The sequence below is a fragment of the Singulisphaera photorubra genome (genome assembly GCF_045290345.1).
Classification (GTDB): Bacteria; Planctomycetota; Planctomycetia; order Isosphaerales; family Isosphaeraceae; genus Singulisphaera.
In genome coordinates this window covers 5,891,985-5,913,008 of the sequence record NZ_CP155447.1, presented here as the reverse complement: position 1 = coordinate 5,913,008, position 21,024 = coordinate 5,891,985, and the positions used below count along the sequence as shown (strand labels likewise).

At 61.5% G+C, this 21,024-nt stretch carries 20 protein-coding genes and 1 other RNA gene; 10 read left to right on the top strand and 11 right to left on the bottom strand.

The genetic code is table 11. The features are described from left to right. Nucleotides 1-11: 11 nt before the first annotated feature. From atpA to V5E97_RS22295, 6 genes are all read right to left on the bottom strand, one after another. Nucleotides 12-1,721, bottom strand: coding sequence for a F0F1 ATP synthase subunit alpha (gene atpA / locus V5E97_RS22320; RefSeq protein WP_406693744.1), 1,710 nt, complete (start codon nt 1,719-1,721; stop codon nt 12-14). After that, a complete protein-coding gene (gene atpH / locus V5E97_RS22315) occupies nt 1,678-2,319 on the bottom strand; it encodes an ATP synthase F1 subunit delta (protein WP_406693743.1) in 642 nt (213 codons plus the stop codon). The genes atpA and atpH overlap by 44 nt, the downstream gene beginning before the upstream one ends. After that, nucleotides 2,316-3,014: a F0F1 ATP synthase subunit B gene (gene atpF, locus V5E97_RS22310; protein WP_406693742.1), complete on the bottom strand. Its 699-nt coding sequence runs from the start codon at nt 3,012-3,014 to the stop codon at nt 2,316-2,318. The genes atpH and atpF overlap by 4 nt, the downstream gene beginning before the upstream one ends. Nucleotides 3,015-3,155: 141 nt before the next feature. After that, nucleotides 3,156-3,473 carry an ATP synthase F0 subunit C gene (atpE, locus tag V5E97_RS22305; protein ID WP_406693740.1) on the bottom strand — a complete coding sequence of 106 codons (318 nt, stop codon included), beginning with the start codon at nt 3,471-3,473 and terminating at the stop codon, nt 3,156-3,158. A gap of 143 nt (nt 3,474-3,616) precedes the next feature. Then, on the bottom strand, nt 3,617-4,438 hold the full coding sequence (atpB, locus tag V5E97_RS22300; protein WP_406693739.1) for a F0F1 ATP synthase subunit A: 822 nt from the start codon (nt 4,436-4,438) through the stop codon (nt 3,617-3,619). 131 nt (nt 4,439-4,569) lie between these two features. Further along, entirely contained in the window at nt 4,570-4,791 is a 222-nt protein-coding gene (locus tag V5E97_RS22295) for an AtpZ/AtpI family protein (protein WP_406693738.1), read from the bottom strand. Nucleotides 4,792-5,461: 670 nt separating this feature from the next. Here V5E97_RS22295 and V5E97_RS22290 point away from each other — a divergent pair. The 5 genes from V5E97_RS22290 (at nt 5,462) to V5E97_RS22270 (ending at nt 8,629) form a co-directional block, all read left to right on the top strand. Beyond that, nucleotides 5,462-6,535 carry a DUF4912 domain-containing protein gene (locus V5E97_RS22290; RefSeq protein ID WP_406693737.1) on the top strand — a complete coding sequence of 358 codons (1,074 nt, stop codon included), beginning with the start codon at nt 5,462-5,464 and terminating at the stop codon, nt 6,533-6,535. A 288-nt stretch (nt 6,536-6,823) separates the two neighbouring features. Further along, a complete protein-coding gene (locus V5E97_RS22285) occupies nt 6,824-7,075 on the top strand; it encodes a hypothetical protein (RefSeq protein WP_406693736.1) in 252 nt (83 codons plus the stop codon). Further along, a complete protein-coding gene (locus V5E97_RS22280; protein ID WP_406693735.1) occupies nt 7,075-7,581 on the top strand; it encodes a UvrB/UvrC motif-containing protein in 507 nt (168 codons plus the stop codon). Before V5E97_RS22285 ends, V5E97_RS22280 begins: the two co-directional genes overlap by 1 nt. Nucleotides 7,582-7,761: 180 nt before the next feature. Further along, a non-coding RNA gene (gene ssrS / locus V5E97_RS22275) (6S RNA) lies at nt 7,762-7,921 on the top strand. Between the two features lie 78 nt (nt 7,922-7,999). Further along, the gene (locus V5E97_RS22270) at nt 8,000-8,629 is read left to right on the top strand and encodes a 5-formyltetrahydrofolate cyclo-ligase (protein ID WP_406693734.1); all 630 of its coding nucleotides are present in this window, start codon (nt 8,000-8,002) and stop codon (nt 8,627-8,629) included. 7 nt (nt 8,630-8,636) lie between these two features. Here V5E97_RS22270 and V5E97_RS22265 read toward each other — a convergent pair whose 3' ends face one another. From V5E97_RS22265 to V5E97_RS22250, 4 genes are all read right to left on the bottom strand, one after another. Beyond that, entirely contained in the window at nt 8,637-10,625 is a 1,989-nt protein-coding gene (locus V5E97_RS22265; RefSeq protein ID WP_406693733.1) for a hypothetical protein, read from the bottom strand. Nucleotides 10,626-10,797: 172 nt separating this feature from the next. Then, a complete protein-coding gene (locus tag V5E97_RS22260; RefSeq protein WP_406693732.1) occupies nt 10,798-12,060 on the bottom strand; it encodes a DUF6807 domain-containing protein in 1,263 nt (420 codons plus the stop codon). A 425-nt stretch (nt 12,061-12,485) separates the two neighbouring features. Beyond that, nucleotides 12,486-12,965 (bottom strand): carboxypeptidase-like regulatory domain-containing protein, encoded by a 480-nt coding sequence (locus V5E97_RS22255; RefSeq protein WP_406693731.1) that lies wholly within the window; start codon nt 12,963-12,965, stop codon nt 12,486-12,488. A 105-nt stretch (nt 12,966-13,070) separates the two neighbouring features. Continuing rightward, on the bottom strand, nt 13,071-14,090 hold the full coding sequence (locus V5E97_RS22250; RefSeq protein WP_406693730.1) for a DUF1559 family PulG-like putative transporter: 1,020 nt from the start codon (nt 14,088-14,090) through the stop codon (nt 13,071-13,073). Between the two features lie 1,118 nt (nt 14,091-15,208). On the opposite strand from V5E97_RS22250, the gene V5E97_RS22245 reads away from it, so the two are divergent. The 3 genes from V5E97_RS22245 (at nt 15,209) to hemW (ending at nt 17,213) form a co-directional block, all read left to right on the top strand. Further along, nucleotides 15,209-15,553 (top strand): RNA recognition motif domain-containing protein, encoded by a 345-nt coding sequence (locus tag V5E97_RS22245; protein ID WP_406693729.1) that lies wholly within the window; start codon nt 15,209-15,211, stop codon nt 15,551-15,553. 123 nt (nt 15,554-15,676) lie between these two features. Next, complete coding sequence (locus tag V5E97_RS22240) at nt 15,677-15,934, top strand: NifU family protein (protein ID WP_406693728.1); 258 nt, start codon at nt 15,677-15,679, stop codon at nt 15,932-15,934. Between the two features lie 139 nt (nt 15,935-16,073). Beyond that, a complete protein-coding gene (gene hemW / locus V5E97_RS22235; RefSeq protein WP_406693727.1) occupies nt 16,074-17,213 on the top strand; it encodes a radical SAM family heme chaperone HemW in 1,140 nt (379 codons plus the stop codon). Nucleotides 17,214-17,264: 51 nt separating this feature from the next. Here hemW and V5E97_RS22230 read toward each other — a convergent pair whose 3' ends face one another. Beyond that, nucleotides 17,265-18,146, bottom strand: a complete 882-nt coding sequence (locus V5E97_RS22230) for a ParB/RepB/Spo0J family partition protein (protein ID WP_406693726.1) — start codon at nt 18,144-18,146, stop codon at nt 17,265-17,267. Between the two features lie 147 nt (nt 18,147-18,293). On the opposite strand from V5E97_RS22230, the gene V5E97_RS22225 reads away from it, so the two are divergent. Beyond that, a complete protein-coding gene (locus V5E97_RS22225) occupies nt 18,294-19,175 on the top strand; it encodes an SDR family oxidoreductase (RefSeq protein ID WP_406693725.1) in 882 nt (293 codons plus the stop codon). An 83-nt stretch (nt 19,176-19,258) separates the two neighbouring features. Next, nucleotides 19,259-20,596, top strand: a complete 1,338-nt coding sequence (locus V5E97_RS22220) for a monooxygenase (RefSeq protein ID WP_406693724.1) — start codon at nt 19,259-19,261, stop codon at nt 20,594-20,596. Nucleotides 20,597-21,024: the final 428 nt, after the last annotated feature.

The following is a 21,024-nucleotide window of genomic DNA, read 5'->3' as shown; positions in this document are numbered from 1 at the left end:
AGCAATCGTCGTCAGGCCCCTGCGCCGGCCAGAGCCGGGGTCTTCGAGGCGGGCGAGCGATAAAGCGCCTTGAACTCGGTCAGCGCCGCCTTCAGGTCCACGATGATCGCGTCGGAGAGCTTCTGCTCTTTGTCGAGGCGAGCCCGGACGCCCGAGCGATGGTCGCGGACGAACGCCAGGAACTCCTGCTCCCAGCGGGAAACCTCTTTGATCGGCACATCGTCGAGGTAACCTTCAGAGCCGGCGAACAGGCTCATCGCCTGGTCGATCGCCTCCATCGGCTGATACTGCGGCTGCTTGAGCAGTTCAACCATGCGGTAACCGCGATCGAGCTGCTGCTGGGTCGCCTTATCGAGCTCGGTACCGAGCTGAGCGAACGCTTCCAACTCACGGAAGGCCGCCAGGTCGAGCCGCAAGCTGCCCGCCACCTTCTTCATCGCCGGAATCTGGGCCTTACCACCGACCCGAGAGACGCTGATGCCGACGTCGACGGCGGGACGAACCCCCGCGAAGAAGAGGTCGGGCTGAAGGTAGATCTGGCCGTCGGTGATCGAGATCACGTTGGTCGGGATGTAGGCGGAAACCTCACCTTCCAGCGTTTCGATCAAGGGCAGGGCGGTGAGCGAGCCACCGGAGGTCGTCGTCTTCACGACCTTATGCCCTTGGGCATAGTGTTCCTTGAGCTCGTGCTTGGCCTCTTCCAGGCCCGGAACGCCGAGGTAGACCTTCTTGTTGACGCCCCACTCTTCCGTGACCGTTTCGGTCTCGGTGGGCGCGTGGTCGGGGACGATCACGTACTTGTTGGCCAGCTTCGCCGAACGCTCCAGAAGGCGGGAGTGCGCGTAGAAGACGTCGCCGGGGTACGCTTCGCGACCCGGCGGGCGGCGGAGCAAGAGGGAGATTTCACGGTACGAGACGGCCTGCTTCGACAAGTCGTCATAAACGACCAGGGTCGCGCCCCCCTTCTCGTACATGAAGTACTCGGCCATGGCGCAGCCGGCGTACGGGGCGATGTACTGGAGCGGCGACGGGTCGCTGGCACCGGCCGAGACGACGATCGTGTAATCCATCGCGCCGTGGCGGCGGAGGACGTCAACCAGGGCTGCCGTCGTCGATTCCTTCTGGGAAACGGCGACATAGACGCAGATGACGCCTTTGCCCTTTTGGTTGATGATCGCGTCGATCGCGATGGCGGTCTTGCCCGTCTTGCGGTCGCCGATGATCAACTCGCGCTGACCGCGGCCGATCGGCGTCATGGCGTCGATCGCCTTGATCCCGGTCTGCATCGGCTCTTCGACGGGTTGGCGGTCGACGATCCCGGGGGCCGGCGATTCGACGAGACGGGACTTGTCGGTGACGATCGGTCCCTTGTTGTCGATCGGCTCACCCAACGGGTTGACGACGCGGCCGATCAAGGCCTCGCCCACGGGAACGCGGAGCAACTGCCCGGTCGCCGTGACGGTCTCCCCTTCGTGGATCGTCGTGTAATCCCCGAGGATGATCACGCCGACCGACGATTCCTCGAGGTTGAGTGCCATGCCCTTCACGCCGTTATCGAACGCGACCATCTCGCCGGTCATCACGCCCGAGAGGCCGTGGATCCGCGCGATGCCGTCGCCAACTTCGAGCACGCGGCCGACCTCGGTCCGGGTGACCTGGGCCTGGAACTGCTCGATCTCACTCTGAATCACTGAAGTGATTTCGTCGGCTTTGAATTTCATGCGTCTTTCCTTCGATCAGTCGTTGGCGAAGCTGTTCGAGGCGGTTCCGGATCGAGGCGTCGTACACGTCGTCATCAAGTTGGATGACCATCCCACCAATCAGGGACGGGTCGACCTCGAGCTTGACGAGAGGCGTCGCGTTGAGCATTCGGCCGAGATGTTCGCGGAGCGCGTCTTGCTGGGCGTCGTCGAGCGGAACCGCGGTCCGGACGAGAACCGGCCGGCGGTTCTGTCGCTTGTCCCAGAGCGCCCGGGCGGCCCTGGCGGTGGCGGCCAAAGACCCGAGGCGACCGTGGCGGTTGAGCACACGGAGGAAATTAATGACCGTCGGGTGGACACGACCCTCGAACACGGAGACGAGGATCCGGTCCTTGTCAGCGGGCGAAACGAGCGGCGAGGCCAGGACCGCGGCGAACTCGGTGTCCGCCCCAAGCACCTCGGCGAAGATCGCGTCGAGCTCGTCGAGGACCTCGTCGACTTGCCCCGTTTTCTCAGTGGCGTTGACCAGTGCCTCGGAGTAAGAGCGAGTCACCTGAGGGACGTCTTCGAGGACGGTCCCGAACGCCGTTGGGGTCGCGGCGGTGTCAGCGGCGGTCATGCGGAGTGGCTCCCTTGACCGTTACCCACCACCGGCAACTCGCTCATCGCGGAGGCGACGAGGCGGCGATGGTCATCACCGCTGAGGTCCTTGGCGAGGACCTTGCCCGCTACCGAGACAGCCAGGTCGGCGGTCTTGGTCCAGATCTCGGAAAGCGCCTGGTCGCGTGCCGTCTCGATTTCGTGCCGTGCTCGTTTCTGCTCAAGTTCAGCCTCGGCCCGCGCCTTCTGGATGATCTCCTCGGCGGTGGTCCGGGCCTGGGTCCGGGCTTCTTCGATCAGGGCGCGAGCGGATGCCTCGGCCTCGGCCACCTGGCGGCGGTGCTCCGCAAGCAGCTTCTCAGCCTCATTGCGGGCGCGTTCGGTGTCGAGCAAGACGTGTTCAAGGTGCTCTTCACGCTGGTGGAGCGCGAGCAAAAGGGGCTTCCAGGCAAATTTGCCCAGAACGAACAGGAGTCCCAGGAAGACGACGACCGTCCAGATTGCCATGGACGGCTGCGGTTCCAGAATATTCGGTGTCGCTTCCCCCGCATGACCCGAGGGAGCATGGCTCTCACCGGCCCCCGCGGCCGCACCATTATGTGCGCGAGCCTCGGTGTTATGGGCGTCGGAGGGTTTGGCGGTATCGGCCGCCCGGGCGAGCGGTCCGAATGCCAAGGCCATCAAGGCAATGGCCGCAATCAGTTGCCGGGGCATGGATGAGGACCTCGTGAATGGTTCAGTGCGACCCGCCCAACGACCGTGGTAGGTCGAGGGAGACGACCGGATGACCCTCGACACAGGTCGAGAGCCACCGGTCCGACGGCTCGTGGTCCGAACGTTCCGCCGATCGTTCGCTCAGTACGTTTGCAGCAAGATGATGATCAGCGCGAAGAAGGTCACACCTTCGATGAGCGCGGCCGAGATGATCATCGCCGTCTGGATGTTGCCGGCCGTTTCGGGCTGGCGTGCCATGCTCTCGACGGCCGACTTGGTCAGGCTGCCGATCCCGTAGGCGGCTCCCATGATCACGAGGGCGACACCGATGGCCCGGAGATCCGCGAAGGGGGCACTCGGCGCCCGGACGGGTTCGGGAACAGCGGTCTGGGCGGAAGCGGAACCCTGAGCGAGCAGAAGCAGGCCGAAGGCCAGGACGGCGGACTTAACGAATTTCATCGGACCTTTGTCTCCTAGATGGTCTCACTTGAGGGGAGAAGCTGCGGGTGCCGTGTCCGGCCCGCCGTGTTGAAAGGGACGGCGGCCGAAATGGCTCCCGCCCCGGGTGACACGACCACCCGTACAACCGCTCTTGTCCCGGCTCAGTGCGGGTGGACCGCCGAGCCGATGAACAATGCGGACAAGAAGGTGAAAATATACGCTTGCAAGAACGCAACGAACATTTCGAGAAGGCTCAAGAGAATCAAGCCAAAGACGCTTGCCCCCATCACCGGCCAGAAGATAAACCCTTCGGCCATGACGATGAATCCAAGGATGACCGCCAGCACGACGTGCCCGGCGAACATATTCGCAAACAAACGAACCGCCAACACGACGTGGCGAATCAAGAGGCCGGCGACTTCAATCACGAACATCAAGCCCCAGAGCGGCGGCTTCAGCCACCAAGGGACGTCGAGGTGCGGCACGATTCCGATCCAGAATCCAGCCACCCCCATCTCTCGCGTTCCCGCCAGCACCACGGTGCCGAGCGTCATCAAGGCCAGCACCGCCGTGACGTTGATATTTCCCGTCGCCGATGCCATGCCCGGCACCAGCCCCAGCAAGTTGTTGAACAGGATGAAGAAGAAAAGGGTCCACAAGAAAGGCAGAAACTTGTCGGCTCCGTGTCCGCCGATCGCGGGCCTCGCGACCTGGTCACGAATGAAAAGGAGCAGCGACTCAAATAGATTCACGAACCAACCACGTGAGACCGGCGTTTTGCGGATCTGTCTCACCACGAACGGGAGGATCAGCAGCATCAAGAGCGCGGCGATCACCTCGGTGACCATGAACCGCGTCAGCTGCAGACCGGCAATCCGCGGTAGCTCCAGCTCCAGCGAATAGGTCGGGCCTTGCCAATGGGGTAATTCCAGGGTGGGATGATCCACGACGTGGCTGAGTGGACTGTGACCGTGCTCAGGCATGGCTGCTTTGATCCTGTTCTCTCATCAAAATCCGCGACAGCGATCGACACGTCACCGCGGCTGGCACGACGGGCTCTCCCGCCAGGCCAACCCGTTCGACCTTCCCCTTTGACCAGGGAAAGTGCCCACCCTTACAATCGGGATCCTTCGCGAGCGATCCGGAGGAGGTGCATCATTCCGACGGCAAAGCCAAGGACCGCCCCGATCAGGGTCGCCAAAGGACTCGTTCGCAACCAGCGATCGAGTCCCGCACCCATCAAAGGCGGGAGCGCGAACTCCAACCCGATGGTTGAGATCCGGGAGGCCCACTGCATTCCGACGGATAATCGCGAGCGAGGCTCAGGCTGGCTCACAATCGCCTCCCGCGCCCTCATTTCGTCAGTGACGGAGGGCGAGACCCAGAAGTACCCGAATCGACCGGGAGTCCTCGCGGCAATGGCGAACCAACCATATCGGAATCATTTATACCCGCCGGTTTTGGCCTGTCAACTCCTCAGATACAATCTTCGAGAAATTTTTCACAATGTCGTCGATTGTGTTGCGTAGCCAGGTCTTGGGGAGTTCGTGAGGAGGGAGATAGAGCGGTGATGCGTTGGGTTCGGAATGTTACAGATTTGCGGCTTTGTCCACGGTCGGACACTTGGAAGGGATTTTTGTTTGACAGTGGGGTTGGGATTTGTTATGACCTACGAAGCGAGTTGCTACGTATTAGTCCGGTACGAGCCAGAGTGGGGACCAGCATATAATGTCACCCTTGCGCTCCGGATCCGATCAAAGTGAAAGGCGGCCTCTTCCCGTGAATTGACGGGCGAGAGTGCCGCCTTTTATTCGTTTGATGGGCATTCGAACGCGGGCCTTGGGTCGCATCGCCTCACTCCTTTTGTCTGTGTAGTGGCCGTCTGGATGTTTCCTCAGTCCGGGAGGCATGGAGTTTTCCGGATCGGCCTACTCAGGGATGATCCACGTTCCTTGTCCGAATCCGCGTTCGCTCTGGACCCCGCGGATAGAGACGGAGTGGCCCGCATGACCGTCGATACGCTCAAGGACTGCAATAAGAAGTATTTGGCACAGTTAGCCAAAGATCAAGGGATTGTTGGTTGGCATGCGATGCGCAAGGATCAACTGATCAAGGCGTTATCCGTTTCCGCCACGACGCCCAAGAAATCAGCCGGCAAGTCCGCGGTTAAATCGGTTCCGTCAGTGGAGATCAGTCCGACCTCGTCACGCAAGTTGCCTGTGCCCTCAGCCCCCGCCCGGCCGTTGACGGTCGTTCCGCCCCGGTCACTTGATCACGCCTGTGTGAAGGACCGGATCATTGCCATGGTCCGCGATCCGTACTGGCTTCATGCCTACTGGGAGTTGAGTCGTTCGACGTTGGCACGTGCCCAGGCGGCACTCGGCCAAGACTGGCATACGGCCAGGCCGATCCTCCGTGTGGTGGACGTCACCAGCGAAGACACCACCTCGGCGTCGGAGCGGCACGTTCGCGACATCGAGATTCACGGTGGTGTGAACAACTGGTACATCGACGTGACGTCGCCTCCGCGGTCGTATCGGATCGATATTGGCTACCTCGCCCGCCGCGGCAAGTTTTTCGTCTTGGCGCGGTCGAACGTCGTCAGTACGCCCAAAGCGGGTGTCTCCGACGTGCTGGACGAGAACTGGGCCAGTGTTCAGGAGCAGTTCCAGAAGATCTACAGCCAATCGGGAGGAAACACCGGTCACCCTGCAGGCTCCAACGACCTCCGCGACCTGTTCGAGGAGCGACTTCGACGGCCGATGCAAGGACTGTCTCTCCAGAGTCTCGGTACGGGAGCTATGGCCTCCCTGGGCCGTGATTTTCACTTCGAGATCGACGCGGAATTGATCGTCTACGGCACCACGGAACCGAATGCTCGGGTGACTCTCCAGGGGGAACCGGTGCAGTTGCGGCCTGATGGGACCTTTACCGTTCGATTCAGCCTTCCCGACTCCCGGCAGATCATCCCGGCGGTGGCCGCCAGCCCCGATGGGGTCGAAGAACGGACGATCGTGTTGGCTGTTGAGCGGAATACCAAAGAGTTGGAGCCGATGATCCACGACGGCAACGAACTCTGAGTCGCAGCGCCGAAATCGGTTGACGACCGTATGACATCTCGCGGCCCGCGCCGAGCCCTTTTTTTTGGGCTCGACGCGGGCCGCGTGGTGTTTTCAAGGGATCGATCGCCGCGGGCTGGACAAGAGCTCGAGCCGGCTTGCCCCTACCGCGTGAAGTGAACGGGATATTATCCCTTCTCCATTTTGCCATTCTTCGATGGTCGCCCTTTCTCTGTCACCGTACAATTCTCATTGAGGACGAAAAGTAGGATCTGAGAACCGCGGCCCAAGACAGGGGAGGCGCATCGATTGAGCAAGGACATCACGCCCATCCTGGCAGGCTGGGAGCACGACCCGGACGAGATGCAGGTCCGGATCGTCACGGGAGACGACGGCCGCGACAAGATCCAGATGCGGATGGACCTCGGTCTGCTTCAGATGGAAATGTCGGGCCGGCCCGATGGCCAGCGACCCGGCGATCACGAGTCGCTGCTGGATCTCCACGAGGCTCGCTCCTCAGCCGAAGACTTCTCCTGGACATCAGCGTCTGCGCAGCCCTGATGCAGGAAGGAAGACAGTATTACCAGCGTTATCTCGCGGCGTTCCATCTCCAGCGATATGACCTGGTTGTCCGGGACACTGAACGGAATCTCCGCCTCTTCGCCTTCGTGGTCCGGCATGCGGCGCGACCGCGAGACAAGATCGAGTTTGACCAGTACCGGCCCTACGTCATGATGATGCGGACCCGCGCATTGGCGCTCGACTCGCTGGCGAAGAACGACTCCGCTCAGGCGATCTCGCATATCGATGAAGGGATCGAAGGGATCCGTGCGTTCCTCAAGGACTACGAGCAGTCGGATCACGAGGCGGAATGCATGGAACTGGGTTTCCTGCTTCGCTGGAAACGGGACATCGAGAGCAACCGTCCCCGCGGTCCCCTGGAACGACTCGAGCAGCAACTCGAGCTGGCCGTGGCGCTCGAAGACTATGAAGAGGCCGCCAGGATCCGCGACCAACTCGTCCGGCTCAGAGGGACCGAGATTGCCTCGTCCGAACCGCATCCTTAAGCACGCCTCCGGGGGCGAGCGAAACGATCCAGGCACGCGAAACAGGCCGCCTGAGCGCTCGGATTTCCGGCCGCGATCTCAGCGAAGCGGTCAGACGTGAGGTCGGGCCGTTTTCGCTCTTTCTGCTTGAAGGCGAGGCCCGTCGTGGCTAGACTAACGCTTGTCTGGTCTCGGCCAGACATGCCTCTGCCATGTACGAGAAGGGGTGTACTTTTGGCGAACCAATGAAAACCCGTTGGGAGCCGATTCACTACCTCTGGGCTTGTCCCTGAAGGTCTAAGGCGCCCACTTGAACTGCGGGTTCTCAAAAGCGCTCCGACGGCATTGCGGTGGAGGTCCTTTTTCGTGCCCGTGCTCGCTTCCGGAATTCCGGATGTGATCGCGGGCCGAATTTTTTTCCCGGTCAGGACATTCAGTCATGGACCTCCGGGTTCAGAAGCGACAACTCCGCAAGGCGATGGTCGAGCGGATCCTGGCTCTCGACCCAGCGGATCGGAAGGATCAGGAAGCGACCCTCGCCGCTCGGTTCACGGAGCTACCGGGGTTCGATGCCTCGGGAACGGTCTTGCTCTACGCCACGGCCTTCCCCGAAGAGATCGTGACCCAGTCGATGCTCGAGATCGCGCTGGAACGGGGCAAGCGGCTGGTCTGCCCACGCGTTGATCGGGTCCAACGGCGGCTTCGGCTCTACCGAGTTGAAGACCTCAACGCCGATCTCCGACGCGGGATGCTGGGCATTCCCGAGCCGCACGACGGCTGCCCCGAGGTCGAACCGAAAGAGGTCGACTGGGTCCTCGTCCCCGGCCTTGCGTTTGACGCCCGCGGATTTCGGATCGGCCGAGGTGCGGGACACTATGACCGGCTTCTGCCGACGCTTCGTCACGACGTGCCTCGATGGGCGCTCGCGTTCGATTGTCAGATGGTCGATTCGCTTCCGGTGGAGCCTCATGACGTGGCCCTCGACGGTGTCGTTTCACCGCGGACGACCATCGCGTGCACTCGATCGAACGACGTGGGGGCGGATTCCCCGCAGGTTGACTCCGACTGAGCTTGAGTCAGGCGGTGAGTAGGGTCTGGCCCGGCCTCGGTCGGCAGGCGATGGCCGCGCTGAGAACCAGGGCGATGCCCGCGGCGTGGAGTCCCCACCCGAGGGAAAGTCCCTTGGGAACGATCTCTAATTCCAGTCGGCCTTGGGAATCGGCTTGTGCCTCAAACGGTTTCGTCCACTCCGCGCATTTCTCGTTCGGAAATGCCAACGTACCATTGATCCACCACCACGAGCCGGGATTTTGATTGAGCTGGATTCGTTGCCCCGGCTTTGTTCGGAAGACGATTCGATTTGGGCTCCAGAACTCGGTGCTCAGGGGCGCATCGTCGGTCCAGGCTTCGCCACGGTAATCCGGGTGGCCTTTCCAGAGCCTGGCGGTGGGTCGATTGCGATCGTAGCCGAGCAATGGCTGATAGCCGCGGACGACTCCGTAGCCCCTGAGCATCGCCGCGTAGCCGAGGCCGTTCTCGACGTTGACCAAGGTTGGAGTGGGGGGACCGGGAAAGTGCTCCTCAGTCGGCTCAACGCTTGAGGCGACGGCAAGGATCTGATGGCCGTAACCGATCAGGTCGGCTGCGATGATGAGAACCAGGCCCGCGGCCAGTGCGCGGTGGAGGGCGTTCCCCTTCGTCCGCCAGTGCGCGATGACGCTCGCAACCGAGAGGCCAAGACCGAGCATGGCGGGGACCCGCCATCGGGTCACGACATGCATCGTGGAGAAGACGGGGCCTTGCGCGAGCCAATAGCTCGCGTGGGTCCATCGGATCGAGCCGATGGCCAACCAGAGACAGAGGAGGGTGATTGTGTGCCACCATCGCCAGCCCTGAACCAGGCTGATGAGGACCAGGAGGAGGACGACCGGTCCGACGTAGCAGGCAGTTTCCCAGAAGTAGGTTGAGGTGGCCGCCTCGAGGACGGCGGGGCCCGGCCGGTAGAGCATCCAGTCAAGGACGTCGCCGACCGAGGCGTCGAACGACGTCTGCCACTTTCGCGGAAAGTCGGCCAGGACGAGTGCGGTCGTGGCCAGCCGCCAGCCGGACAGGGCGAGCCCGACGCCGATCGCCGCGATGGTGTGCCAGAGGAGACGCCCACGGAGTGGTTTCGGCTGGACGCGAAGGGCGCGAATCCAGACGAGTCCGGCGATGATCAGGCCGTAGATGGTGGGATACTGGATTCCACTCAGCACGCTGAAGGCGGCCCAGAAGCCGAGTCCGATGCCGTCACGGAGCCGGTCTCCCACCCGGAAGGCGGCGTTGATGAGCCAGGGCAGAGCGCAATAGCTCATCGGGATGAAGTACCCGGCGACGGTGTAGACGAGTACGCCTCCGTTGACGCCGTAGATCAGGGCCGCCGCGGTCGCCGCCCAGGGCTCTCGGAACCAGGTCCAGGCGAGTCGACGCGCCCCCTCGACGGCGATCATCAGATTGATGACGGCCGCAAGGTGCAAGCCCGTGGAAGTTCCCAGGAGCAGGACCAGCGGCGTGGCGATCGAGATGACGCCACACTGAGGGTCACTCGCCAGGGGGAAGCCTCCCCGGCACCACGGAGACCACCAGGGAAACTGGTGCGCGTCGAGGATCACTCGACGGATACTCTCGAATTTTTCGAGGAAATAGTCCCAGTCTCCGAATCCCAGGTTCTCGGGATGACTGAGCAATGGCAAGGCCAGCGAGGCGACTGCCACCTGCAACGCCCAAGGGAGCCAGACGCACCCTCGGTCGGATCGGCCTGTCACGGGATCTTCATCACGTGGGGCTGGCCAGGCGTCGCCGGGACGCACGCTGAGTAAGCGGCGGAAACCAACCCCCAGCAGTGCCAGGAAAACGGCCTGTCCCATGCGTTTTCGAGTGGGCCAGGGGATGACCATGAACAGGTCGAAGAGCAGGGGGCCCAGAAAGATCGCCATCGCGACGAAGACGAGGACCCCCAGCGGCCCGCGCGATCCTTGACCCGGGCGCTTGCGCCGGAGCGCGAGGAGCGAAGGGCCGATCGCCATGGAAGCAACTCTCGAGAGGGCCGCGGGGAAGATGCGCCGACAGGGAAAAAGCTCGCTCTGAAATCGACCGATCTATTGTTTCGAGTCGGCGACGGGACGAACAGAGCAAGCTGAACTGGATCCTTCCCCGTCGAGCGCTTTGTGCTGGTGAATGGCAGGGCCGCGCTCACACTCACTCGATCTCGAGTCGCGGTGGCTTGGCGTAGGCCTGGAATTCGGCGGGTAGGTTGGCCTCGGCTGCGCCCCCGGAGTGGAGAATCAAGCGGTAACGGAACCGGATTGACTCCCCGTTCGGGAGGGTGTGCTCGCCCGAGCGTGGCTGCTTGAAGTCGTGCCAGCCGAACGGATTGGCGGCAAAGAGACCGTAGTTCCTGACGTGCCACGTGGTCGGATATCGGAAGCTATCGGGGTGGTTGAGGATTGCGATTCCGACGGTCTTTCCCTCCAGCGGGCCCGAGTAGTCGACCCAGGGGGAGGCTTTGCCCCAGGCGTCGTCGTCGGTGATCCCCTCGGCGTTGACGATCTTGCCGCCGGAGTTCGTCTTGCTCTTCAGATCCATGCTCGAGGCGACTCGAACCCCGAACATCCCTTCCTTGGTGTCGCCAAAAGTCACCGGGCCGTCAGTGGCCTTCAGGGTCACGTCGAAGTCGATGACCCGGTTCTTTCCCAGGCCGTAGAAGGCGACCACGCGCTCGTCCTCGAGAACCTTCTTGCCGTCGGGGCCGACCCAATCGTCGGTCGTCCGCAGGACCGCGGCAAGCTGGCCGTTGTGAAGGATGGTGCGTGACGTTTCCTTGATCGATCCGTACTTGGGACTGGGCTTGTTTTTCGCGTCGGCAGCCCAGAAATCGAATCCATTGACATTGCCATGAGTAAAGAATAATGACCGTTGATGGGGATGATCTTCGTCTTCCCCTTTGACCGACTTCATGGGATAGGCCCGGGTGTAGGAGGCGCCGGTCGGGCCGATGACGGGGAAATAATAGGGTTTGAACGGGTCATCGCTGATGTAGGTCGCGAACGGCTGCCCCCCGGTTTTGATCGGAACTTCCTTGGCCTTGAGGCGATCGGGGGCGATCGCCAGACCCGACTCCGTTGTCTCACGCCCCGAGATTGTGTAGGAGCCGGTGCCGTCGGCCTCGGCTTGGTCGGACGTCAAGGCGATGAAAGACTTGCCCGCGTGTTCGAAGACCTCGGCCGGGGACGCCTTGCCGCTCTCGCCGTGTTTGAGTGAATAGAGACCGGGAGGAATGGTCCCCTTGATCTCGGCGACCAGGAAAGTCCCCGCCCCGATTGGCCCGTTTGCATGAAGCACGACGGGCCGGTTGACGATCGAACGAGGCGAGACGTCTGCCGCGCGGGCCGGCATCCCCGAATGGAGGGCAAGGGCCCAGCCGAGCATCGCGAGTGAGGTGTACCGAGTCGAGGCAGTCATGGGACGACTCCGAGGTCTAAGACAAAGGCGTTGGCATGTAGTGACACCTCTCGCCGACCGCCACCGACCGCAAGGGGCTGTCCCCAAGATCGGTCCCATCGAGCTGGTTGCGACGATATCCGCGGGTGATCGGCGAGCAATGTTCCATTGAGTTCCGCGATACGTCGTAATCGTCCGCGTAGTGGGTTGCAAGCGAAAAGCAGGGAGGAATCTCAGGCTCGATGAAGCGAGCAGGGGGGATAAGCCGCGAGCCTGACGAACAGGTCGACCTGGACTGGCTCCGATCCGGCGATCCCGGGCGTACTCTCTCGGGAAGGCAAGGAGTCCGTGTCTGGAAACGAAGCGGGGTGGTACGGAATATTCCGTACCACCCCGCTTCGTTTCCAGACGATGGAGTCAGGTTGAATTCGTCATCGCCTGGGAGGTTACTTCTTCTCCGCGGCGGCGGCGGTCGTGGATTTCGACTTGATGTCGAAGTCCATGACAGGCTCTTGAGCGCTGACCTCACGGTCGAAGGAGCCCTCGAGCGTTGCAGACGCTGGATCATTCTTTTTCTTGACAGCGTCCGGCGGCGATGCCGAGAGTTGAGCCATGAAGGGGTCGTCAGTGAAGGAGCTGTTCGCGGGCACCGGCGGGGTTGGAACCTTGATCACCGAGACACGGTACTTGCCGGGGGCCACGCCTGACCGGTTGTGTGTCATGGCTTTGTAGTTGCCGTCAGGACCGCTCACATCGGAGGCAGGTTGGGCGAGAGGGTTCGACGGATCCGGTGTGAAAACGATGCTTGCCCCCTCGACGGGCTTGCCGTTGTTTGTCACCGTGCCACTGATGGGAACAAGTTTCGGCCCAGACTGGCCACAACCGATCAACAACGTGGCCAGGGCGGCCACCATCACTTGTCGCATCGTCGTCCTCGTCAAGTCAGCCGATAGATCATTCATGTATGGGAGAGCCGAGTCTGAAATCACCTTCGACCCAGACGGGGCCGAAGGCGATTGAAGTGGGAATCATCAGAAGCTATCGCTGCTGACAATTTCACCGGCTCGCATGGTGTTGATCGCAAACCAGGTGTAGGGATTGATCGTGTTCTTGATGAATCGGACGCTGCCGTCCGCGAAGCCCATGTTCAAGCCTCCGGAGTGAGAGCTGCTGAACGTCCAGGCATAACCCAGTTTCTGGGGATTATTGGCGGCGCTCACTTGTCGGATGAGTGCGGGTGCATTGGGAAGCGTGGACAGGTAGATGTCGGCCGCCGCATTCGCGGGCGTGTAGACCATGGCATGGGTCGACGTCCAGAGCCCTTGTCCCCAATAGCCCCCATATTGGGCAGCCGTCTTGTTGAGCCGAGATTCTCCGATAAACACGGTATTGCTCGTGCCGTCCTTGATGGAAGCGATGCTGGTCGACCAATCCGATCCTGAGAAGACGGCCTCATCGATGGGGCGGCCACCCGCCCAAACACGAGCGCTGTAGGTCTCGTAATACTGGCTGGCAGCGAGCATGTAGCTGGTGCGGATCGCGTTCACGGCAGGATACGCAGCCTGGCCAGTCAAGGTGTAGGGAGTCGGGGTGATGTCGGAGGGGCAGAGGTAGCCGGCCACCATGGTCGTTGTGACCGTGGTGTTACCGAGGAATGCACCTGTGCCTCCAGCGATGTTCATATTGACGCCCGCGTTAACCGCGTTGCACGAAGGTCGGCTGAAGTTGTAGGCGTTATAGAGCGCCGTCTGCTCGAGGAAGTTCAAGATCATCGTGTGGGCGGTGGTGTTATAAACTAGCCCCCCACCTGCGGGGTCATTGGAAGTCCCCGTGGTGCCCGCCGAATAGATCTTCGCGGGAGGAAAACCGCCGTTTGAGCTCTCGTAATTGTGCATGGCCAGGCCGAGCTGCTTGAGGTTATTCACGCACTGCGACCGGCGTGCGGCTTCTCGTGCGGCCTGAACGGCGGGCAAGAGAAGGGCGATCAAGACGGCGATGATGGCGATGACGACCAACAGCTCGATGAGTGTAAAAGCGTGGCGTTTCTTCATGGTCGAATCCTTTGTGGCCTGAAATGTGGACGAGAAACGAATGCGGGGGCAATGACGAAAAAAAGAAGTCCGATGACTCCGCGCGAGAATCCAGTGAGTACGACGAATGGAATGGGAGAATGGTCGAAAGTTAAACTACCGGTAAGTTTACGATCTCTGCAAGCCGAAATATAAAAAATATGAGTAGCTTTTAGGCGATTTTTCGCCGGTCACGAAAAGCACAACCGAAAGCAAGTAGCAGACTGAGTTTTGTCGGGAACTTAATTACGGTCATTAGCGGATATGCTTGTCACACTGTAGCTCTCCAGGGGGTCCAAGGAAAGGCTATGCTGACAGTAAATCTTTCGAAGCGGCTATTAGGGTAAGACGAATTGTTTTTTCGTCGGTCGTGTCCCGACATGGGGGAGTAAACCCTCAAGCTGAAGTCGAGCTCTCGGATTGGTAAACCCCTTTAGAATCAGCGTTCGAGGCAGTTGATTTGGCCCGTAAATGTTTCGACCGAGCGTTGCGGTTTTCGGACCTGGGGCTTATCCGTTGACGTTGGATCCCATCGGTCGCGACGGTTTCCTTGAGGGTGAAATCTTGAGGGGACACTCGCTTGAGGCCTCGCGTGCAACCATGATCTTTTTGGGACGCCTCGGGTCGTCACCCCCGCACATTTCCTTGAGAACTCAATCCTTCGTATTGGCGAGTGATGAGTCGATGGGTGTTGATTTGCTGCTGTAAAGACGAGGGTTTCATGGAGTAATTCGTCGGCAATCACCTGTTGCACCCTGAGGTTGATTTACCACGAGTTCCGCCCCCGGGGGGAATGACGGAGTCGCGGGTACCTCTGGCAGCTTTTGCGTTGTAGGGGGCCCCCCCCAGGCTTATACTGATAACAGGGCAAGAAAGTTTGAATAGGCCCCCGTCCGAGTTCGTCAGGAGTCCACCTCTCGCCTCGAGAACCGATTCCGGGGGAGGGGGAGAGTGGGCACGTTCCGTGTTTAACGTTCGAGACTCAAGGTGTCGAAACTTGAGGATAGTTCCCACCCGGGTGATGTTGCTTCCGGGTGAGGTAAGTCTCATCGTTTTTGTTCAATCCATTGAAAAGGGAGAGCCTGCTCTAGGCAATTGTGATGGCAAAGCGGCTTTATGTGGGCAACCTTGGCTTTTCGGTGACTTCGGAAGAGCTTCAAGCGATTTTCGAAGCGTTTGGAGCCGTTTCCACGTCCCAGGTTGTGGACGATCGCGAGACTGGTCGAAGCCGCGGCTTCGGATTCGTCGAGATGGTAAACGACGCCGAGGGGGATGCCGCCATCCAAGGTCTGGACGGCAGTGACCATCAGGGCCGCCGACTCAACGTCAGCGAGGCGCGTCCTCGAACTCCCGGTGGCGGTGGCGGACCTCGTCCTGGGGGGAGTCGGGGCGGCGGATATGGCGGCGGAGGCGGTGGCTACGGGGGAGGGACCCGGGCCTATTGAGCGCGCCGAAACCCAGGGAATCAAGACGTGGAGACGCATCGGGCGGCTCGGGAGCGTTTGCCACGTCCATGCATTGTATCCACGACATCTACCATCACCATCCGACATGGCCCGGAACCTCTTATGACCGACGCGAGCCCGCGACGTCAGGAACTGAAGGATCGAGTTGCCGCTGTCCTCGATGAGCACGTCCGACCAGCACTTCGGGCCGATGGGGGCGACCTCGAACTCGTCGGCATCGATGAGGACAATATTGTGCAGGTCCGATTGCAAGGCGCGTGCCAAGGTTGCTCCTCCGCCTCGTATACCCTGACCATGGGGATCGAGGCGACCCTGAAGTCACACGTCCCCGAGGTTCGGTTTATCGAGGCTGTCCCTTGATTCTCGCGGTTCTCGGATCTCAATCTGAAACGCTGCGAAGTCGGGGGGAATTTTTCCTCCGCCGAACCGTTTGATTTGCTTGTTAAGTGTGCGGCTCTGCCTGGTTGTTTGGCGTAATCTCTAGCCTTGGTCGTTGAAAATGGTTGATTCTTGGGTTTGGCCTCGCGCCGCTTATGTGCATGTGCCGTTTTGTGCGCATAAGTGTGGTTACTGCGATTTTGCGTCACTGGCCGGTGTTGATCATCTGGCGGATCGTTATCTCACCGCGCTGGAGAGTGAGATGGCGCGGATGGGGACGCCTCAGCCCGTCGAGACCATCTTTGTGGGGGGCGGGACGCCGACCCGGCTGGATGCGGATCAGCTCCGGCGGTTGCTGGCGATGATCGGGCGCTGGTATCTCCTCGAACCGGGGGGTGAATGGACGGTCGAGGCCAATCCCGGGACCCTTGATGAGGAAAAGGCTGACGTCCTGGCCGCGGGCGGGGTCAATCGGGTGAGCCTGGGAGCGCAGTCGTTTCAGCCGACTCTGCTGCAGGCCCTGGAGCGGAACCATGCCCCTGAAGAGGTGGCGCGAGCGCTCGACTGGATCCGGCCTCGGTTCCCGCACTGGTCGTTTGACCTCATTTTTGGCGTGCCCGGCTCCACGCTCTCGCTCTGGGAGGCGGACCTGGAAACCGCTCTCTCACTCGGACCCGCGCATCTTTCGTGCTACGGCCTGGTCTACGAGAAGGGGACGGCCCTGTGGAAGCAATGGAAAGCGGGCCAGGTGCGTGAGGTCGATGAAGAGGCCGAACGGGCGATGTACGAGCACACCATCAATCGCCTGGAGCAGGCCGGGCTGCTGATGTACGAAATCTCCAATTTTGCACGCTCCGGCCACGAGTCGCGGCACAACCTCATCTACTGGGCGAACGACGCCTACTTCGGTGTCGGCGTGGGGGCGGCCCGCTACGTGGGCGGCGTGCGATCGGTAAACACACGCGATCTGCCGGCTTACTTGCGTCGCATCGAAGAAGGTCGAGAGGCGACCGGGCCCACCGAAACGCTCGAACCCGAGGCCCATGCACGTGAGACGGCCGTCCTGATGCTGAGGCGGACCGTCACCGGGATCGATCGCTCGGACTTTGCGCGTCGGACCGGCTTCGACCTCGACGATCTCGCCGGTCCCACCCTCAAGAAATATCTGGAGAGCGGGCTGCTCGAAGAGGACGGAAACCGAATCCGATTCACCCGAGACGGGCTCTTTCTGGCCGACAGTGTGTTGTGCGAGCTCGTCTGAGCGAACGTGGCCGGGCGACGCCTCATTGTTGGTTCGGCGAGCCGGACACGGTCAGAGCTTTCGGAGCTGGTCGGCACGGGCGGCGAGTTTGATGACGGCCGCCTGAAAGAGACCGCGCGTGTTCCCTCCCGCGGTCCGGTACGCTTCGGTGAACCCCTCGGCTTGCGTCCAGTTGATGACTTCCATCACCTGCTTCGCCATGAGTGACAGCATCTCGTCAATCGTGGGGGCCGCTGAGGGGACGGGGTCGGAGAGCGCGACAGCCTTGGCGTCATCATCTTGCCAGGGGGCGAGGCCGGTCGGCTCCCGTGAAACCGCAGGCATTGGAGAGGTGGCGTCGTCCCAGGGGGGGGCATCGCTTTCGCGCCCGCCGCGGTCCCGCGGATCGTCCTGCTGGGCGCTCGCCTTCCCTTTGGGCAAGTGCTCGTTCGGATCTTTGGGAAGGCCGGCCGAAGAATAGGTCTTGCCGTCCGCTCCCACCCGACCGGGATTGTTCGGGATCTGGTTGCCCTCGATCAGGCTGCGCCTTGTCTTGGCGACCAACTCCCGGCTCACTCCCAATTCCTCGGCCATCCGCCGGTCGGACCAGTCGTGATGGAGCCGAAGCTTGACGTCGACGGCTCGGCGGCGCTCGGAGCGGGTTAACGGAAGACCGTGGAACAGGTTCACGCTGGAAACGAAGTCGAGCGCGGCTTCGAACGAGCCCTCGACGATCTCCGCCTTGATCGTTCTTCGACCGAGTGCGATCGCCGAGGCATGGCGGTGGAACCCGTCCGCGACCAACCAACGTCCGTCAATCTCGTAAACCGTGATCGGTGGCAGGCGGTCCCAAGACTCGGCGTAACGCTCGACCGTGAACTCGTCCAGGCGGTCCCGCAGATTCAGATTCGGGTCAAGGACCAACTCGTCCAACGGCAATTCGCGAATGTTCATCACGGTCGCTCTCCATTCAAGTTGATCCCGTCCAGCTCCTCGAACCTGTTCTGAATCCTCCTGTCGGCCTATCATCGGCCTGTTCCATGCTCGGCTTGTGAAAAATGAATTGAATGCGGGGTATAAGAGCTCAAGGGGGATCGGGTAATGCGGGTTGTTCTGACAGGGGCAAGCGGTCAACTCGGGTCGACACTACTTTTCCATCTGGTCGGAGCCGGCCATGAGGTCTGGGCCTGGAGTGGCTCTGAGCAGGGGACGCGGGGCCCGATCACGTTACGGGCTGTGGATCTCACCGAGGATCAGGCGGTGGCCCGAGGGTTGTCGGAAGTGGATCCGGAGGTCGTGATTCATGCGGCGGCGATCAGCTCGGCTGAAGCGGTGCGCCGCGACCCGGTTCGTGGGCGTGCTGTCAACACCGAGGCGACCGCGCGGTTGGCGGCCTGGTGCGCGGAGCACGGCCGTCGGCTCGTCTACACCTCGACCGACCTGGTCTTCGACGGGTCGAAAGCGTGGTACCGTGAGGACGATCAGGCGGAGCCGATCCTGGCCTACGGGCGGACGAAGCATGACGCTGAGCCGGCGGTCCTGGCGGTTCCTCGCGGCGTAGTGGCGCGGATGAGCCTTATGTATGGAGCGTCGCGGTCGGGACGCGAGAGTTATTACGAGCGAACGATCGCGGGACTACGCGGTGGGACGCCGCAGACCTTTTTCGAAGATGAATACCGCACACCGCTCGACCTCGAGAGCGCGGCGCGGATTCTGGTTCGGCTGGCCGAGTCAGAGGTTCGGGGTTTGCTCCACGTCGCCGGTCCGGAGCGGGTCAGTCGTTTCGAACTGGTGCGTCGCCAGGCGATCGCCCTCGGTTTGGATCCCGCGCTGGTGCTTGCGAACCGCCAGGCGGATCTGACGTTCGCCGAGCCTCGCCCTGTCGACGTCTCGCTCGACACGTCGAAATTAAGAAGCCACTTTCCCGATTTGTCCCTCCCGACGATCGAGGAGGCGGTCGTCTCGCTTCGTGGAGAGGATTGAAACACGGGCCGGGGCCGTCGTGTATTGGGTTAGGAGAACCGATGCGAGTGATGGTCGAGCTTGAGTGATCGGGAGGTGTTTTGATGCGACGATGGTTCGGATTCCATGGCATTGCGCTCGTGATCGGCATGACGGGATGGGCAGCCAGCGGTGCCGAAGTCCCGACCTTTCATCGCGAGGTCGTCCGGATTCTCCAGAAGCACTGCCAGGACTGTCATCGTCCGGGGCAGGTGGCTCCGTTCTCGCTCCTGAGCTACGACCAGGCGCGGAAGCGGGGGGCCGATCTGGCGGCCGTGACCGCCGACCGAAAAATGCCTCCCTGGCATGCGTCGAGCGAAGAGGGAGGGCCGTTCCAGGACGCTCGCGTGTTGTCTCAGGAGGAGGTTGCCACCTTGGGCCGCTGGGCTGAAGCCGGTTGTCCCGAGGGAAACGCCTCGGACTCTCCCCCCTCGCGAACCTGGGATTCGGAATGGCTGCTCGGCGCCCCTGACCTGGTTCTCAAGGCATCCGAGTCCTACAGTCTCGACGCCGAGGGACGGGACGAACTTCGCGTATTCGTCTTGCCTACCGGCTTGACCGAAGGCAAATGGGTGGCGGCCGTCGACTTCTTGCCGGGAAATCCGAAGATCGTCCACCACGTGCTGGCGGCGTTCGACGTCCGGGGAGCGGCGAAGAAGCTCGACGAAGCCGATCCGAAGCCCGGCTACAAGGCGTTTGGAGGGTTCGGCATGATCCCCTCAGGGGGGCTCGGGGGGTGGTCGCCCGGCAAGTTCGCTCGCCCCTTGCCCGATGGAGTCGGCCGCTATTTACCGGCCGGATCTGACGTTTTGCTCCAGGTGCACTATCATCGCAGCGGCAAGGTTGAGTCGGATCATTCGTCAATCGGGCTTTACTTCGCCAAGAGCAAGGTCGACAAGCAGGTGCGGACAAGTCGGGTCATTCCGCCAACGCCTGGATTCTTCAGACGCCCCACGCTCCTGATCCCCGCGGGGGAATCCAACTACGAAATCAAAGGCACCCAAACTATCGCGGAGGATTCACATCTGATCTCCGTGACACCTCACATGCATTGGCTCGGCAAGAATTTCTTGTTGAAGGCCATCCGTCCCGACGGTTCGACCTTGACCTTGATCCGGATCGATCAATGGGATTTCAACTGGCAAGGGGCGTACGACCTCGCGACACCGATTCCCCTGCCCAAGGGCACTCGGATCGAGATGAAGGCTCACTTCGACAACTCGGCCGAGAACCCTGCCAATCCGAGCTCACCGCCTGTCGCCGTTCACTGGGGTGAGCAAACGACCGACGAGATGTGTATCGGGTTCCTTCAAATGACCGTCGACAACGAGCACCGGGACAACCGGCCACCGCCTCGGTTCGCGGCGCCAACGGATAACCGTCTCCCGGAGGAAAAAAAGTAGCCCCGTTCACTCCTCAAAGAAGAACGTCCTGACCAGTGAAGCGGGGGCCCTGCCTGGAGGAATTCGACCGGGCGATTTCCGATTCGAGCGGCTCCCCATTCTCCTGGGACCTTTCTTACTACAATCCGCGTCAGAGCTATAGAACCGATGATTCTTGCGGTTTCCGCAAGGGGTTGGTTTGCAGTAGCACGGCCGGCCCGGCCGTAATTCCCTCGGGGTGGGCGCGAGTCCGAGGAATTGCTCTAGGCCGAGGGAATACGGCCGGGCCGTCCGTGCTCCGGATTCGACCGGGCCGGAAATTCAGCGACCTTCTCCTCCAGTGGCGGAATGTGATTGAATACTGGGTCCACCGATGATTCTTTTGGAATTATAATTGTGACGACGTGAAATCATGAATTGTTACAAGGCTTTCCCCATGGCGGAGTCCA